General features: G+C 71.2%; 14 protein-coding genes. 4 read left to right on the top strand and 10 right to left on the bottom strand.

What is annotated here, in order from left to right; translation table 11 throughout:
* Nucleotides 1-3: 3 nt before the first annotated feature.
* The 3 genes from TN53_RS10665 to TN53_RS10655 form a co-directional block, all read right to left on the bottom strand.
* The gene (locus TN53_RS10665) at nt 4-939 is read right to left on the bottom strand and encodes a lysylphosphatidylglycerol synthase domain-containing protein (protein ID WP_046258229.1); all 936 of its coding nucleotides are present in this window, start codon (nt 937-939) and stop codon (nt 4-6) included.
* Nucleotides 936-2,411, bottom strand: a complete 1,476-nt coding sequence (locus TN53_RS10660) for a hypothetical protein (RefSeq protein ID WP_052745171.1) — start codon at nt 2,409-2,411, stop codon at nt 936-938. The genes TN53_RS10665 and TN53_RS10660 overlap by 4 nt, the downstream gene beginning before the upstream one ends.
* 165 nt (nt 2,412-2,576) lie before the next feature.
* A complete protein-coding gene (locus tag TN53_RS10655; protein WP_046258322.1) occupies nt 2,577-2,972 on the bottom strand; it encodes a YybH family protein in 396 nt (131 codons plus the stop codon).
* 84 nt (nt 2,973-3,056) lie between these two features.
* On the opposite strand from TN53_RS10655, the gene TN53_RS10650 reads away from it, so the two are divergent.
* On the top strand, nt 3,057-3,719 hold the full coding sequence (locus TN53_RS10650; protein ID WP_046258228.1) for a nucleoside/nucleotide kinase family protein: 663 nt from the start codon (nt 3,057-3,059) through the stop codon (nt 3,717-3,719).
* Here the strand turns inward: TN53_RS10650 and TN53_RS10645 are convergent.
* The gene (locus tag TN53_RS10645) at nt 3,704-4,069 is read right to left on the bottom strand and encodes a winged helix-turn-helix transcriptional regulator (RefSeq protein ID WP_234441554.1); all 366 of its coding nucleotides are present in this window, start codon (nt 4,067-4,069) and stop codon (nt 3,704-3,706) included. The two genes, TN53_RS10650 and TN53_RS10645, sit on opposite strands and share 16 nt — an antisense overlap.
* A gap of 103 nt (nt 4,070-4,172) precedes the next feature.
* Here TN53_RS10645 and TN53_RS10640 point away from each other — a divergent pair, with 103 nt between their 5' ends.
* Together TN53_RS10640 and TN53_RS10635 are read left to right on the top strand one after the other, a co-directional pair.
* Nucleotides 4,173-5,018, top strand: a complete 846-nt coding sequence (locus TN53_RS10640) for an NAD(P)H-binding protein (RefSeq protein ID WP_046258226.1) — start codon at nt 4,173-4,175, stop codon at nt 5,016-5,018.
* A gap of 10 nt (nt 5,019-5,028) precedes the next feature.
* Complete coding sequence (locus TN53_RS10635; protein WP_046258225.1) at nt 5,029-5,619, top strand: hypothetical protein; 591 nt, start codon at nt 5,029-5,031, stop codon at nt 5,617-5,619.
* 1 nt (nt 5,620) lies between these two features.
* On the opposite strand, the gene TN53_RS10630 is transcribed toward TN53_RS10635, so the two are convergent.
* From TN53_RS10630 to TN53_RS10605, 6 genes are all read right to left on the bottom strand, one after another.
* Complete coding sequence (locus tag TN53_RS10630; protein ID WP_046258224.1) at nt 5,621-7,450, bottom strand: hypothetical protein; 1,830 nt, start codon at nt 7,448-7,450, stop codon at nt 5,621-5,623.
* A gap of 51 nt (nt 7,451-7,501) precedes the next feature.
* On the bottom strand, nt 7,502-9,220 hold the full coding sequence (locus tag TN53_RS10625; RefSeq protein WP_046258223.1) for a hypothetical protein: 1,719 nt from the start codon (nt 9,218-9,220) through the stop codon (nt 7,502-7,504).
* A 2-nt stretch (nt 9,221-9,222) separates the two neighbouring features.
* A complete protein-coding gene (locus TN53_RS10620) occupies nt 9,223-10,125 on the bottom strand; it encodes a carbohydrate ABC transporter permease (RefSeq protein WP_046258222.1) in 903 nt (300 codons plus the stop codon).
* Nucleotides 10,122-11,042: a carbohydrate ABC transporter permease gene (locus TN53_RS10615; RefSeq protein WP_046258221.1), complete on the bottom strand. Its 921-nt coding sequence runs from the start codon at nt 11,040-11,042 to the stop codon at nt 10,122-10,124. The genes TN53_RS10620 and TN53_RS10615 overlap by 4 nt, the downstream gene beginning before the upstream one ends.
* Before the next feature lie 125 nt (nt 11,043-11,167).
* Entirely contained in the window at nt 11,168-12,487 is a 1,320-nt protein-coding gene (locus TN53_RS10610; protein WP_046258220.1) for an extracellular solute-binding protein, read from the bottom strand.
* Nucleotides 12,488-12,762: 275 nt separating this feature from the next.
* On the bottom strand, nt 12,763-13,893 hold the full coding sequence (locus TN53_RS10605) for an ROK family transcriptional regulator (RefSeq protein WP_234441553.1): 1,131 nt from the start codon (nt 13,891-13,893) through the stop codon (nt 12,763-12,765).
* Nucleotides 13,894-14,171: 278 nt separating this feature from the next.
* On the opposite strand from TN53_RS10605, the gene TN53_RS10600 reads away from it, so the two are divergent.
* On the top strand, nt 14,172-15,110 hold the full coding sequence (locus tag TN53_RS10600; protein WP_420719093.1) for an N-acetylglucosamine kinase: 939 nt from the start codon (nt 14,172-14,174) through the stop codon (nt 15,108-15,110).
* The last annotated feature ends 143 nt before the right edge of the window (nt 15,111-15,253 follow it).

Raw genomic sequence — 15,253 nt, 5'->3', positions numbered from 1 at the left:
TGCTCACAAGGCCTTGCGTCGCACCAGTACGCCGAGCACGACCAGGCCCGGCACCAGCGGCAGCCACACGGTCAGGAGCCGGTAGCCGAGTACGGCGGAGGCGGCCGCGGCGGCCGGTGCGCCCGCGGTGGTGAGGGCGAAGGCCAGGGCGGCGTCGAGGGAACCGAGGCCGCCGGGGGTGGGCAGCAGGGCGGCGGCGCTGCTGGCGGCGAGATAGAGCAGCGCCACCCTGGCCGGCGGCAGGGAGAGCGCGACGGCCTGTGTGACGGCGATCAGGACGAGGGCGTGCAGGGCGGCGAAGGCCAGCGAACCGCCCCACAGAGCGGCTGCCCGGGGCGGGTTGGTGTGCACGGCCCTGATGTCGGCGGCCACGGCGGCCACGGCGCGCCTGCACCGGGGCCACGCCAGCACGCCGGCCACACAGACTGCGGCGGCGAGGAGGGCGACGAGGATCGCTCCGGACAGTTGCGGGAACCGCAGCACACCCGGGCAGGCCAGCGCGAGCGCCACGACCAGGACGACCCGGACCACCCCGGCGGCGGTGCCCTTGACAGCGAGGGCGGTCGCCGCGCGGCCGGCCGACAGCCCGCAGCGCATGAGGAAGCGCAGGTTGACCGCGCCCGCGCCGAGCCCGGCGGGCAGCAGATGGTTGGCGGCACAGGCGGCGAACTGCGCGGCCACGAGCCGCCCTCGGGGAAGGTGCCGCACGACCGCGCCCTGCTGGGCGAGCGCCGCGCAGACCCAGGTCGCGGCGGCGGCCGTGCCGCCCACCAGCAGCCAGCCCTGGTCGGCGACGGCGAGCCGCACGGCCCCGCGCTCGAGGACCGGCCACTGCCTCTGGGCGAGGCAGACCGTGCCCACCAGGACGACGAGGGTGAGTGCGGTGTGCCAGTAGACGCGTCTTCGACCGGGGGCGAAGACGACCGGTTCGGACGTCATGTGCCGCCGTCCTCCCCCGCGGGCCCGATCCGTACCTCGAGCCCGTCGATCCGGTACGCGGTCCAGTCGCGGGCGTACCCGGCCGGGCGGCCGTGCGCCGGCACGAGGTGGGCGACCGGGATCCGGCGGGCGGTGTCCTGGATCTCCGCCGCCGTGGAGTTGGTGTTGGGCCCGCTGACCGCCGCGGAGGAGCAGCCGGTGTAGAAGGCGATGGGGAGCGCCTCTTCTCCGGTGAGCAGACAGGGCGGCCGGATGCCCAGCCGGTGCAGGTCGGCCGCGGTGCGCTCCCAGGCCTGTCGGTCGGCGGTGCTGCGGCTGACGGTGCGGTCCAGGACCGCGTACTGCACGGCCAGGTGCCCGGCCAGCCCGAGCGCGACCAGGGTCGTGGCCACCGGTCGCCACTTGCCGCCCGGTGCGGTGACCAGGTGGAGCAGCCCGTCGGCGACCGGGATGGCCAGCAGCGCGTAGACGGGCAGGAGGAAGCGGGGGGCCGCGTATCCGATCAGGAACAGGTACGGGAAGGCCGCCGACGCGGCGCAGGCCAGCGTGACGAGCGTGCGTGCGGTGCGCCCGGCCCGGACGGCGACGGCGAGGCCGAGGAGGGCGAGCAGCGGAAGGACGTACCACCACACGGTGATCACGGGGTGGGGCATCGAACCGGTGCACGGCCGGCACAGGGTGCGCCCGACGAGGCTGCGCATCTGGTCGTCGACGGCGAGGTTCCAGCCGAGTCCCCCCTGGATGCGGGAGCCGTCGTGCAGCCGCTGCGCCAGACCGCCGTAGGTGAGGTACGCCTCCACCACCCACTGGGCGGCGCCGAGGACGGCTCCGGCGAGGAGGGCGACGAGCATGCGCCAGTGGCGCAGCGCCACCGCGAGGGCGAGGAGGGGCAGGGTCACCCAGACGGCGTCGGTGGGCCGCATGAGCGCCATGAGGGCGGCACCCGCCGCGACTCCCCACAGGTTGGCCGGGGCGCGCAGGAAGGAGCCGACGCAGACCAGCGCGCCGATCGCCACCCAGTAGTTGGGCATGGCCTGCGGGCCGTAGTAGAGCGTCACCCACAGGGAGGCGAAGAGCGCCCCGGCGCCGGCGAGGACACGGGCCGGGAAGACCCCGCGCCAGACGCGCAGGGCGAGGTAGAGGCCGATGCCCGACAGTACGGCCAGGTAGACGCGCAGCAGTGCGGTGGACGTCGACCAGGACGCGATGGGCGACACCAGCAGCGAGATGCCACGCGCGCGGGGTGCGCTGAAGTAGGAGGGTGGCGCCTGAGCGCTGACCTGGCTGACGTAGACGGTCTCGTCCCAGCCGAGGCCCATCCAGGGGCGTACGAGTACCAGCTGGGCGAGGACGAACGCACCTGCCACCACGGCGAGCAGAACGTCGCCGCGCCTGCGCCGGGCCGTACCGGGCACGGTCGCCGTGTCGCGCCGTCGCACGCTCACGAGCGTCGCGTTCGCGCCGTGCACCATCGTCCACCCCTTACCCCTACGCGTCGCAGGGTTTCCGAGACCCCACGGCCATGAGCTGGGGAAATAGAGAAAACACGGACAAACTAACCCGCGTCCGGTCGGTGCGCAGCGCGAAGTTCGGCCAGGTGCCTGATATTTCGTCCGATTATCGGCGCAACCGTCGCGTCAGTCGTGCGGGAACGAGTGGTGCTCGTGGGCGACGAGCCAGCGGCCGTCCTGCTTGCGCAAACCGAAGGTCAGGCGCAGGCGGAGGCCGGGGTGTTCGGCGAGTTCCTCGGGGGTCGCGCAGCGCAGGAGGGCGTGGGCGTAGGCGACCTCGGAGCCGGCGGTGACGTCGAGGGACTCGATGTCGAAGCAGGCGCCCTGGGCCTGCCAGGCGAAGAAGGGCGGCCAGGCGGCGCTGTAGGCGGACAGTCCGTGGATGCCGTGGTGGGGCGGCGGGACGTCGTACATGACGATGTCCTCGGCGTGGTCGGCCAGGACACCGTCGAGGTCGCCCCGGTGGACGGCGTCGGCCCAGTTCGTGATCAGGGTGCGGATCTGTGCGGCGTCGTCGGGCACGGTGGCGGCTCCCTCCTGGGTCCCCTCGCCATCCTCCCCGCCGGTCCGGGTCCCCGCCCGACGACGGGGTGACACACTCTGCGTGTGCCGCTGACACTCGACGACCTGCTCCTGCGCGCCCGGGCCCTGGCCCACGACGACCGGCGCGCGATCCTCGGTGTCGCGGGCAGCCCCGGCGCGGGCAAGACGACACTCGCCGAGTTCCTGGTGCGGGAGCTGAACGCGGGCGGGGAGCCATGGGTGGCGCACGTCCCCATGGACGGCTTCCACCTCGCCGACGTGGAACTGGAGCGCCTCGGCCTCGGGGACCGCAAGGGCGCGCCGGACACCTTCGACGCGGCGGGCTACGCGGCGCTGCTGCGGCGGCTGCGCGCGGAGGAGGACGGCGACATCGTGTACGCGCCCGGCTTCGAGCGGGTGCTGGAGCAGCCGGTCGCGGGCGCTCTGCCGGTGCCGCCGACGGCTCGGCTGGTGGTGACCGAGGGCAACTACCTGCTGCTGGACACGGGCGCGTGGGTACGGGTGCGGCAGCAGCTGGACGAGGTGTGGTTCTGCGAGCTGGACGAGCCGGAGCGGATCCGGCGGCTGGTGGCCCGGCACGAGCGGTTCGGCAAGGAGCACGACGAGGCCGTGACCTGGGTGCTGGGCACGGACCAGCACAACGCCGCCCTGGTCACGGCGACCCGGGACCGCGCGGACCTGGTCGTCCCCACCCGGGTCCTGGAGCGCCGTCAGGCGTTGTCGTAGGTGTGCCTCGCCCGCTCGACCTCGTCGAGGTGGCCGGCGGACCAGTCGGCGAGGTGCGCGAAGAGCGGGGCGAGGCTGCGGCCCAGCTTGCTGATCTCGTACTCGACCCTGGGCGGAACCTCGGGGTGATACGTGCGCACGACCAGCCCGTCCCGCTCCAACTGCCGCAGCCGCTGGGTGAGGACCTTCGGCGTGATCTTCGTGATGCGCCGCTCCAGCTCGACGAAGCGCTGCCGGCCGTGCGTGTGCAGGCTCCACAGGATCGGGGTGGTCCAGCGGCTGAACACGATGTCCACGACCGGGCCTATGGGACAGGCGAGTGCGGGGTCGGTCGTCACGTCGGCCTTCATGCGCATCCCTCCGGGATAGCCACTTTCCTCTAGGTACCTACTATATCCACGCTGTTAGCGTCCCTTCGTCGGCAACAACGCCGACTTCACAAGGGAGTTGCTCATGATCGTGGTGACGGGGGCGACGGGGAACGTCGGCCGGGAGCTCGTCCGGGCGCTGGCCGAATCCGGTGTCGAGACCATCGCGACATCCCGGCAGATCACCTCCGCCGACGTTCCGCACGGCCTACGACACCGACCGGCGGACCTGGTCGACCCGGAGAGCCTGCGCCCCGTGTTCGACGGCGCGCACGCACTGTTCCTGCAGAACGGGGGTCCCAGCGCCCATCTGCTGGACGTCCCGCACCTCTTGGACGTCGCCAAGGCCGGCGGGGTCGAGCGGGTCGTCCTGTTGTCGTCGCAGGGGGTCGTGACCCGCCCGGAGTCGGACTCGCACGGAGGCATCGGGCACGGCATCGAGGAGGCCGTACGGCAGTCGGGCCTGGACTGGACGTTCCTGCGCCCGGGCGGCTTCCATTCCAACGCGTTCGCCTGGGCCGGGTCCGTACGCGAACAGCGCACCGTTGCCGCGCCGTTCGGGGACGTCGCACTGCCCACGGTCGACCCGGCCGACATCGCGGCGGTGGCCGCGGTGACGCTGCGCTCGGCCGAACATGCCGGGCAGGTCTACGAGTTGACTGGCCCGGCCCGCGTCACTCCCCGACAGCAGGCCGCGGCCCTCGGCGAGGCGCTGGGCGAGCCGATCGGGTTCGTCGAGTGGAGCCGGGACGAGGCCCGCGCGCGGATGCTGGGGTTCATGCCCGAGCCCGTGGTGGACACCACCCTCGCCATCCTGGGCGCCCCCACCCCCGCCGAACAGCGCGTCAGCCCCGACATCGAGCGCGTCACCGGCCGCGCCGCGGGCACGTTCGCCGACTGGGCGCGGCGGCACACCGCCATGTTCCGGTAGGACTTACCGCATGGGGTTGGACATCACCGTGCTCGCCGTCGACTGGGAGCGGCTCGAGGCGACACCGTTCGAGGAACGGCTCGGGCTGCTCGAGGACGCGGCGCTTCCCGAGGACGAGATCGACTGGGACGCGGAGCCACGGAAAGGCTGGGTGTTCCCGGCGGCGTCGAACGTGCCGTGGTGCGGACGCTACGAGTTCCACAGCACCACCGGCTCGTACAAGCCGCACTTCTGGGCGGGTCACGCCTGGCAGGACGTACGGGACTTCGCCGGCCCCGCGCTGCGGGAGCAACTGAACGGTTTCCTGCACCCGTTGCTCTGGGACGAGGATGGCACCGGCCTCTTCCCGGCCGGCGCCGATCCTCGGCGCCCCGAGCTGCTGCTCGTCTGTCCCCCGCCGACCGTCTCCGCGCTGTCTGTCCACTGGGCCCTGGCGCAACCGCTGTTGGAGAGCCTGCGCGAGCCGTTCGCCGTGCACGCCGCGTCTCCGGGGCGGTGGATCGAGGACTTCGACGAGTTCTCGGTGCTGTTGCGAGAGTGGGCGGTGGTGGTGGGCGAGGCCGACCGGCGGGGCTGGGGGCTGGTCGGCCTGCCCCTGTGATTCAGAGGTGCAGCGTCAGGTCCGGTTCGCCTTGGGCGTCGCCCGCGATGTCGCCGATCACGGCGGTGAACGCCTCGGCCCGCACCGTCAGGCCCTCGGGGCGCTGCTCGACCGTCACCGTGAACGTGCCGCCGGGGCCGTAGCGCACCGCGAAGACATGCAGGTCCTCAGGGGCGTCCGGGACCGGGTCGGCCTCCAGGGCCGTCGAGGAGACCAGATGGCTCCAGCCCTCGTCGGGATTGCCGTAACCGCGGGGATCGGCGGCGAGCGCGAACGCGGCCTGCTGCTGGGTGGTGTCCGAGCGGGCGTCGAAGTGGTCGGCGCCCTCCGACTGCGGGTGGGTCAGCCGGAGTTCGCCGACGGAGGCGACCTGGGCCTCGGCGGTCCGGCGGACCCGGTCGCCGTCGTCCGTGGCGTACGGCATGCCGGCGAGCAGATACGGCGTGCCGGGCAGGCGTTCCACGGCGACCGTCACCCACAGGCTCGTGCCGTCGGTGACGTACAGGGACCGCACATGCCGCAGGACGTGGTCGCGGCCGACGACCGGCTTGGTGACCAGCTTGGCCGCGAGGCCCTCGGCGCGGACGTCGCGGACGCGGATCTCGCCCATCGGGCGGCAGAACACGAAGCCGTCGACGACCGGGCCGTACCCGTGCTGACGGTCGACGGCGGCGGGCAGACAGTACGTGCCGTCCGCCTCGATCACCGACGGCGTCATGTGGCCGTCGAACGCCACCGACACGGTTCCCGCCCGGAGTTGATGGCGGACGGGGGCGGCCGACGGCGTACGGTGCCAGCGCGTCGTGTCCTCGATCTGCCAGACCAGCATCCACGCGAAGTGCCCGTCGACCCCGCCGTCCGCCTTCACCGCGTGCCGGGCCCAGCGGCTGTCGCCCCGGTAGCGGCCCAGGTCGGAGCCGATCCGGGCGCCGAAGTAGCGCAGGCCCAGGACCGACTCGAACGCGGAGTGCTGTTCGCTGTAGCGGGGGCCGCCGTTGTCGAAACCGCCGCCTGTCAGGCGGGCGTCGATGTAGCGGGCGAGGGCGTCGCCGTCCTCCGCGAAGATGTCCTCGCCGCTGACCCGATGGGCCTGGGCGAGGAAGGACAGCGAGATCGGGCCGTAGTTGTTGTCGTAGGCGCCGCCGTGCTCGGGGGGCAGCAGGGCGCCGCGGTCGCGGACCCGGTGGGCGCGGATCCTGTCGACGTACAGGTCCACGGCGCGCCCACGGACCGACTCCCGTTCCGGGGACGGCAGATGGCTCGCCAGCATCAGCCCGCCCACAATGCAGCCGATCGCCTGGTTGCCCGCCTCCTGCGGGTTGAAGAACGTCGCCTCGGTCAGCCAGTGCCAGTAGCCGCGGGCCACCTCGAGCAGCTCGACGCGCTGTGTGTCGTCGACGAGACCGTCCGCGGCGTCCAGCACATTGACCGCCTGGAGCAGCGCCCACACCGTGCTGGGCCAGTCACCGATGGGGTGTGCGCCTGCCGCGAGGGTGTAACGGGCGTACGGAAGACCGGAGTTGCGGACCCTCAGGTTCGGATAGCCGGGGTTGTCCGCGGTGTACACCCGCTCGCGCAGATGGAAGGCGAGGCTGCGGCGCACGGCTTGCGGCAGCCGCGGGTCCTTGGTGCGCTGCCAGGCGAGCGCGAGGAGCGAGGTGATGCCGAGTGAGGTGTCGCCGATGTCGTCGACACAGTCGGGGTGTTCGAGGTTGCCCTCCGGCGTGAGCCGGGCCAGGGCCTGCTCGACGACGTCGGCGAGGACGGCGTCGTATGCCTCCGGGGTGTCCGGGAGGTCGTGCAGCGGGCCGCGCTGGTGGAGGAGGTGCACGGGTGGATCAGCCCTTCGTGCCGGAGATGGCCATGGCGTGGGTCGTCGGGGTCATACGACAGGTGCGGGGCGGCGGGCGCGCAGTGCGAGGGTCACCGTGTGCGGGCCGAGTCCACCGATGTGGACACCGTTCCCGGTCGTCGCGTCGGTGCCGCCGACCACGGTGTAGTCCTGACCCGGGTCGTACCGCAGTATGTCGCTCCGGTCCGGCCCGGCGAGCGGTTCGCCCGCCTCGACGGCGGCCTCGACCCGGATCTCGTCGTCGCCGACCCGGTAGGTCATCGGCCCGGTCGTCAGACACCAGCGTCCGTCACCGATCGGTACGGCGCCCTCGGTCACACCGCCGGGCCGGAAGGTGAGTTCGAGGGCCCAGGGCACCCGTGGTCCGCTGATGTCGATCCGCAGGTCGGCCCCGTCTTCCCTGAGGTCCACGTCGACGTGGGTCGTGTGGGAGACCTCGTCCCGAGGCCGGTCCGGGAAGGCCATCGCGGCCGAGAAGCGTCCCTCGTCCACCAGCCGGTAGCCACCGTCGTCCCGCCGCTGGTCCTTCGGGAGCGGCTGGTAGTAGGCGGCCGTCAGGGTTTCGGTGAGCCGGTACCGGTTGTCGGCGAGCTGTCGCATGTCGGCGGCGCGGAACGGGCCCAGGTCGAAGAACCCTCGCGTCAGGCGGATCGCGTCGAGGACGGCGTCGCCCGCGAACAGACGCAGGAAGGTGGGGTTGCAGGCGAGGCCCGAGCGGATGCGCCGGTGCTCGGGCACGTCGGAGCCGCCGTACACCACCGTGTGCGCGGTGGCCGAGGCGCGTTGGGCGAGGCGTGCGGTGGTGAGGTACCGGTCGCGCGGAAGCGTCTCCGTGTCCGGGGCCGGCAGGGCGCGGCACAGGTCCGGGGTGAGGAGGGTCTGGGCGAGCAGGTCCCAGTCGTCGATGCCGCCGGCGGCCGCCAGTCGCGCCGCCCGGCTGAAGTCGCCCCGGCCGGTGCGGATCGCGAGCAGCCGGTAGTGCGGAAGGTAGGGCGCCAGGGGGAACGGGTGCTTCTGGTCCTGCCGTCGTGAGTGGACGGTCTCCACCGTGCCGTCCGGCCTGATGAGGTCCAGGGTGGTGGCGAGGTTGCGTTCGACGGCGGCCGCCAGGTCGGGGCGGTCCAGCACCTCGGCCAGCAGGAGCAGCGACGGGTTGGTCACGTGGGACGCGTAGAGGGCGCTGCGTTCCGAGTACAGGCCCTCCGCGTCGATGTCGACGCCCTCGGCGAGCCACTCCTCGACGCGGTCGAGCAGCCGGTCGTCCGGGAAGGACCGGTGCAGCCGGGCCAGCGCCGCGGACAGCTCCCAGCGGTGGTTCGGGGTGTGCGCGCCGCCGGTCAGCAGGGGGCCGGTGGCTGCGTCGGCGATGTCGGCGAGCGCCGCCGTGACGTCGCGCAGTTCCGGCCCCGCGCCGGCGGCGAGGACATGCGCGTCGCACACGTCGTTGACCGTGAACGCGGAGTCCGGCGGTGACTGCACGTTGTCCCCTCCGGCGAAGAGGCCGGTGAGTGTCTGCGCGGCGCGCAGGGCGCGCAGGTGGGTCGTGGCGGCGGCCACGGCCCGCTGGTCGCCGTGCAGTGCCGAGTCCGGGGAACGGTATGCCGCGATCAGGGTCTTGACCCGGCGCGCCAGACCACGGTGCTGCACACCGGCGGGTTCCCGGTCGGGTTCGGCCGCCAGGGGGACGGCCGTCCGGTCGGCGGCACGGGCCGCCGACCGGACGAACTCGCGGTCGAGCGGGGTGGGCAAGGTCAGTCCTTCAGGCCGGCGTTGATGTCGGCGTTCATGACGTACTTCTGGAACACCAGGAAGACGATGATCAGCGGGATCATGGAGATGACCGATCCGCCGAGCAGCACCGACCAGTTGATGTTCTGCGCACCGACGAGGCTCTGGATACCGATCTGCACGGTGAACTTCTCGGGGTCGTTCAGCATCAGCAGCGGCCAGATGTAGTCGTTCCACCGCCACTGGAACGACAGGATGGCGAGCGTCAGCATGATGGGCCGGGAGATCGGCACCATGATCCTCAGGAAGATCGACAGCTCACGCGCCCCGTCGATGCGGGCGGCCTCGATGAGTTCGTCGGGGACCGTCAGGAAGAACTGGCGGAACATGAAGCAGCCGGTCGCGGTGAGCAGGGCCGGGAGGATGATGCCGGCGAGCGAGTTGTAGAGGCCGAGGTCGCGGACCACCAGGAACTGCGGGGCGAGCATGACCTCGGACGGCAGCATCGTGGTGGCCAGAATGCCGACGAAGAAGACCTTGAGCCACTTGTTGTCGTACTTGGCCAGCGCGTACCCCGTACAGCAGCTGACCCCCACCGTGAGGATCGTCGCGATCACACACACGATGGTCGTGTTGATGAAGTACTGGGAGAAGTTGGCGCTCTCCCACGCCGCCTTGTAACCCGACACGGTGGGGTTGTTCGGGAACAGGGTCAGCGGAAGGGAGAACAGGTCTCCCGCCGGCTTGAAGGAGCTGAGGACGAACCACAGCACCGGTACCGCGTAGAGGGCCGCCAGTACCCACAGCAGGGTCGTCGGGGCCACCGCGCGCCGGAACTCACCGCTGCGCCCACTGCGGGACCGCTTCTTGGCGACGGCCCGTGCGGAACCGGCGTCGGACTTGCGCGGCATGTCTGTGGTTGTCATCGGTTCTCCAGCCGCCGGTTGACCATCATCTGGATGACCGCGACGACCATCAGGATGAGCATGAGCACGAACGACGCGGCGCTCGCGTAGCCGATCTGGCCCGTCTTGAAGCCGGTCTGGTAGATGTACTGGACGAGCAGGTTGTTCGACGTTCCGGGTCCGCCGTTGTTGAGCGAGGCGAACAGCGGATACTCCTTCATCGCGTGGATCGTGTTGAGCAGGATGACGATGAAGGAGGTCGGCGCGATGCTCGGCAGGGTGATGCTGGTGAACTGGCGCCACGGACCGGCACCGTCGAGCGCGGCCGCCTCGTAGTACGAGGTGGGTACGTTCTTGATCGCCGCGATGAACAGCAGCATCGAGAAGCCCGTCCAGGCCCAGGACGCCGCCACCACGACCACGAGCAGCGACAGGTCCGCGTTCGACTGCCAGGGAACGGCACTGCCGCCGAACTTCTCGATGAGGTAGTTGACCAGTCCGAAGTTCTCACCGAACAGCCACCGCCACAGGACACCCACGACGATGGGCGACAGCAGCCACGGGATGAAGAAGAAGATGCGGGCCACCGATACGCCCTTGGCGTGCTTGCTCACCAGCACGTTGGCGATGAGCAGTGAGAACACGAAGTTCAGCGGGACGAAGAGCACGGTGTACAGCAGCGTCCGCGTCAGCGCGTCGTAGAAGGTGGAGTCCCCGACCAGGTTGTTGTAGTTGTCGAGTCCGACGAACTGGAACGACCCCACACCCGTGTAGTTCGTGAACGAGTAGACAAGCCCGATCACCGCCGGCCAGAGGAAGAACAGCGCGAAGAGCACGACGTTGGCCGCGATGAGGACGAGCGGCGCAAAGGTGTACTTACTGCGTCTCCTGGGCGGCCTGGGCGGGCTCGTGGACACGGCCGAGGCGCGTTTTGTCATCTTCCTGACTCCGTGCTGGTGGATGGGGTTGCTCTGGGCTCAGGCCATGAGCCCGGCATCACGTGGGGTCCTGGCGCCCGGGCGGCGTGGTCGAGCCACCGCCGCCCGGGCCCACCGGCCTACGATCAGCCGCCAACCTGCTGGTTGTAGCCGGCCACGATGTTCTCCAGGGCCTTGTCGGAGGACTGCTGGCCGTTGATCGCCTTGCCGAGCTCCGTCTTGGTCGGGTCCTCGGTCAGGCTCTTGCCCTTCAGCACCCAGTTCGTCTGCGCCTTGTTGAAGTAGCCGGAGATCGGGTCGTAGAGCGGGATCGACTCGTTGTAGAGCTTGAACGCCGCCTGTGCCGCCTCGGACTTGAAGGGGTACTTCGGGTTCAGTCCGCTCTCGACCGGCAGGAAGCCGGACGTCTCGCACAGCACCTGGTAGTGGGCCGGCTCGTACAGCCAGGACAGGAACTTCGTCGCGGCCTTGGACGCGTCCGCGTTGTTGTTGAAGCCGACCGTCATGCCGCCGCTGTTGACGTCGCTGGCCTGCACCGGCTGGGCGGGGGTCGGAACGCTCGCCCACTCGAACTTCTTGATGCTGTCGGCGAAGGCGGGAACCTGCCACACGCCGGACCAGTAGGCGACGACGTCACCGCTCTGGAACATGGCCGACGGGTCGGCGCCGCTGGTCCACACCGACTTCGGCATGACCTTGTCGTCGTTCCATCCGACGAAGGTGTTCACGGCCTTCTTGGTCGCCGCGTCCACCGAGAACTTGCCGGAGTCGTCGGCGTGGACGTACTGGCCGCCCATCTCGTACACCATGGCGCGCAGTCGCGACGGCGACTGGTCGAACGTCAGGGAGTACTTGGCGTCGGTCTTCTCCCGGACCTCGTTCGCCGCCTTGATGAAATCGGTCCAGGTCCAGGTCTTGTCGGGCGAGGTCGGGAAGTCGACGCCGGCCTTCTCGAAGAGCGACTTGTTGATGAACATGCCGGACGCGGTGACGTCCGAGGGGATGGAAAGCACCTTCCCGGACGAGTCCTTGGCGACGAAGTTGGCGTTGATCTTGTTCGCCTTGTTGTTGGCGATGTCACTGAGGTCGATCAGCTTGTTCGACCAGATCGGGTCCAGCGCCGGCACGGCCGCCACGTCGGGCAGGGAGTTCGCCTGCGCGGCGTTGTGCAGCTTCGTCGTGTAGCCGTCGTAGGGGATGTTGACGAGCTTGACGGCGACGCCGGTTTCCTTCTTGTACTGCGCCACCATCTTCTTCCAGCCCGCGTCCTGCCCCGGAACCGTGGAGATCCAGAACGTCAGCGACTTGGAGGTGCCGCCCGAGTCGGAGCCTCCTCCGCAGGCGGTCAGCAGCAGGGCGCCTGCCGAGGCCACGGCAGCGAGGGGAACCATGCGGCGCATGCCGCGGCCGAGTCGGCGAGAGCGCCGTACACCTACATTGGTCATCTTCGATCCCTTTTTCGTCGCAGGGGACGGAGCACGGCGCCGATCAAGGCGGCACGGGTGCATTTTGCAGGAGAAGTCGCTTTCCGGGGGCGCGGCCTCGCCCGGCCGCGTCATCCTGACGGGCGAGGATCCCCGGCCTTCATGGCCGTCACCGCGCGGGCACGCCCTCGTGCGGTTGCCGTACGTCAGTACGGTCGGGACGCTCGCTCCAAGCCGGCGTCCCGGCCGACTTAGAAAGCGCTTGTCCGGACATTGGCAGACCGAGCCGGAACCCGTCAATCCTTGGCCCGCGCCACATCGGTCACGGTTTGGACTCCCCGGGCCACGGCGAGCCGGGAAGCACCCACGACGGTGCCGAGATCACCCACCGTGCTGCTGACCACCTCGGTGGGCCAGCTCAGCCGCGCCATCTCCGCCCGCACCCCCGCCAGGAGCTGGGGATCAGCGCCGGTGCTGCCGCCCAGCACGATGAGGCCTGGGTCCAGTACGGCGGTCACCGCGGCGGCCAGGCGGCCGATGTCGGCGGCGTGCCGGTCCACGACCGTACGGGCCACCGCCCGGCCCTCCTGGGCGAGGGCGAAGAGCTCGTCGGCTGTGCGCGGGCAGGGCCCGCCGTCCTCCGGCCAGGCCTCGGCGGCCCTGCGCACCAGCGAGCGGGCGCCGATGTACTCCTCCAGGGCCTCCTGACGCGGCTCCACGCCGTCGTCCCAGGGGTAGGGCAGCCGGGCGAGCTCACCGGCGGCCCCGTTGGCCCCGCGCAGCACCTGGCCGCCGACGACGATGCCGAGACCGATACCGACGCCGATCCGCAGATAGCCGAAGGAGGCGCGGCCGCGGGCGGCGCCCTCGTGCAGCTCGGCCAGCGCGGCGCAATTGACGTTGTTCTCCAGATGGACCGGGACGCCCTTCGGCAGAGCGACGGCCATGGCGTCGAAGACGGGCCTGGCCTTGGCGGTGGCGGGGCGGGCTCCCGCGCCGTCCTGCTCCGCGGTGACGTCACCGACGGCGACGACGATGGAGCGCAGCGGAGCGCCGTCGGGCAGCGCGAAGACGGCCTCGCGCACGACATCGGCGGCCTCGTCCCGGGAGCCGGTGGCCTGGGCGAGCAGGGTGCCGTCCAGGGCACAGCCACGCACCCGGGTGAGGGCGGGGCCGAGGTCGACGGCGAGCACCGCACCGGCGGCCGGTCCCAGACCGTATACAGCGGCTGAGCGGCCGGTGGCACCGGAGGCGGTGCCGGAGTGGGCGGCGAGGCGGGCGCTCTCGAGTTCCGCGACGGCGGAGGACACCGTCGGCTTCGACAGGCCCGCCAGGCTCGCGAGCTGCGGGCGGGTAGCCGTGCCGGCCTGTGCCAGCACGGCGAATACAGCGCTGGCGCTCTCGGTCAGACGGGGGGCTTCCGCCACGTCGTGTTCCACAGTTCTCCCACGGAGGTCGAGCGCCGTGCCCCGGTCGAAGCGTCTTCACGGGGTGCGGCGATGGGATGCCATGACGTCACGCGTTCCCGCCCCGCAGCGGCCCTGCGGTGGTCGAGTGCGCGATTTCTCTTGACGCACTGTACTTCGTTAGTTAACTTCCTAACGAACGTCACGGTACTCGCCTGCCGTGGTCCGTCAGAGGCCCGTCCCGGGGCTTCCCTAGTTCTTCAACTGCCTTCCTCCGGCACGGTTTCGCCCGCCGTCGCATGCTTCAGCGCACCGACGAAAGAGGATCCGTGCAGGACGCCACACCTTCTGGCCCGCTCGTGGTCGGTATCGACGTGGGCGGCACCAAAACACATCTGCGCGCCTTCGCGGGCGACACCTTGGTCGCCGATCACGTCCGCTCCAGCAGCGGCTGGCGGCCGCACGACCCCGTGACCGCCGCCGGCTGGCTGGCCACGCTGGCCGCCGACGCCCTGCCGACGGGCGCCCGCCCGTCCGCTCTGGCGGTCGGCGGACATGCCTGCGAGACCCCTCGCCAGTGCGCTCAGATCCGCACCGCCCTGCAGCTCCACTTCGACGCGCCCGCGCTGGTCGTGGGCGACGCCGAACTCCTCGTGCCCGCAGCGGGCCTGGACAAGGGGGTCGGCCTGGTGGCCGGCACCGGTTCGGTCGCGGTGGGCCGCTTCCCCGACGGACGCCCCGCTCAGGTCGGCGGCTGGGGTGCGGTCCTCGGCGACGAGGGCGGCGCCGCCGGTCTCGTCCGTGATGCCGTACGCGCCGTCTGGGCGGCCCATGATCGCGGCGAGGAGCCCGACGCGCTCGCGCACGCTCTCGTCGCCTCCTTCGAGGTCGCCGAAGTCCCCGCGATCGGGGCGGCGATGGAAGCCGCCAAGGACATCTCCGCCGAGTGGGGCCGGCACGCCCCGGCCGTGTTCGCCGCCGCCGCGGCGGGCTCACCGCTCGCCCTCGCGGTCATCGAGGAGGGCGGCCGGTCGCTGGCCGCGCTCGTCGAGCGACTCGCCGCACGCGGAGTCGCGGTGGACGACGTGGTGGTCGCGGGCAGCACCGTCCTCGCCCAGCCCGTCCTCTACGACGCCTTCACCTCCGCCCTCTCGGACAGGGTGCCCACGGCCAGGCCACAGCCGCTGCGGGTGCCGCCGGTCGAGGGGGCGGTGGCGCTGGCGCGTTCACTTCTGTGACACCCGCCGGACGCCGGGTCCACCCCCGTCCGACACAACTCGCCCGTAGATCTTCGCTCGTAAGCCTCATGGGGCACCTCGCGGCTCGCTCCTCCTGCCGCGCCCCACGGGCTGTCATCGCTCGACTCCCCCGGCCGCACGGC

The organism is Streptomyces sp. WM6386 (assembly GCF_000972385.1).
In the GTDB taxonomy this organism is placed as follows: domain Bacteria; phylum Actinomycetota; class Actinomycetes; order Streptomycetales; family Streptomycetaceae; genus Streptomyces.
The sequence above is the reverse complement of the archived record's forward strand: the minus strand, read 5'-3'. Positions and strand labels throughout refer to the sequence as shown.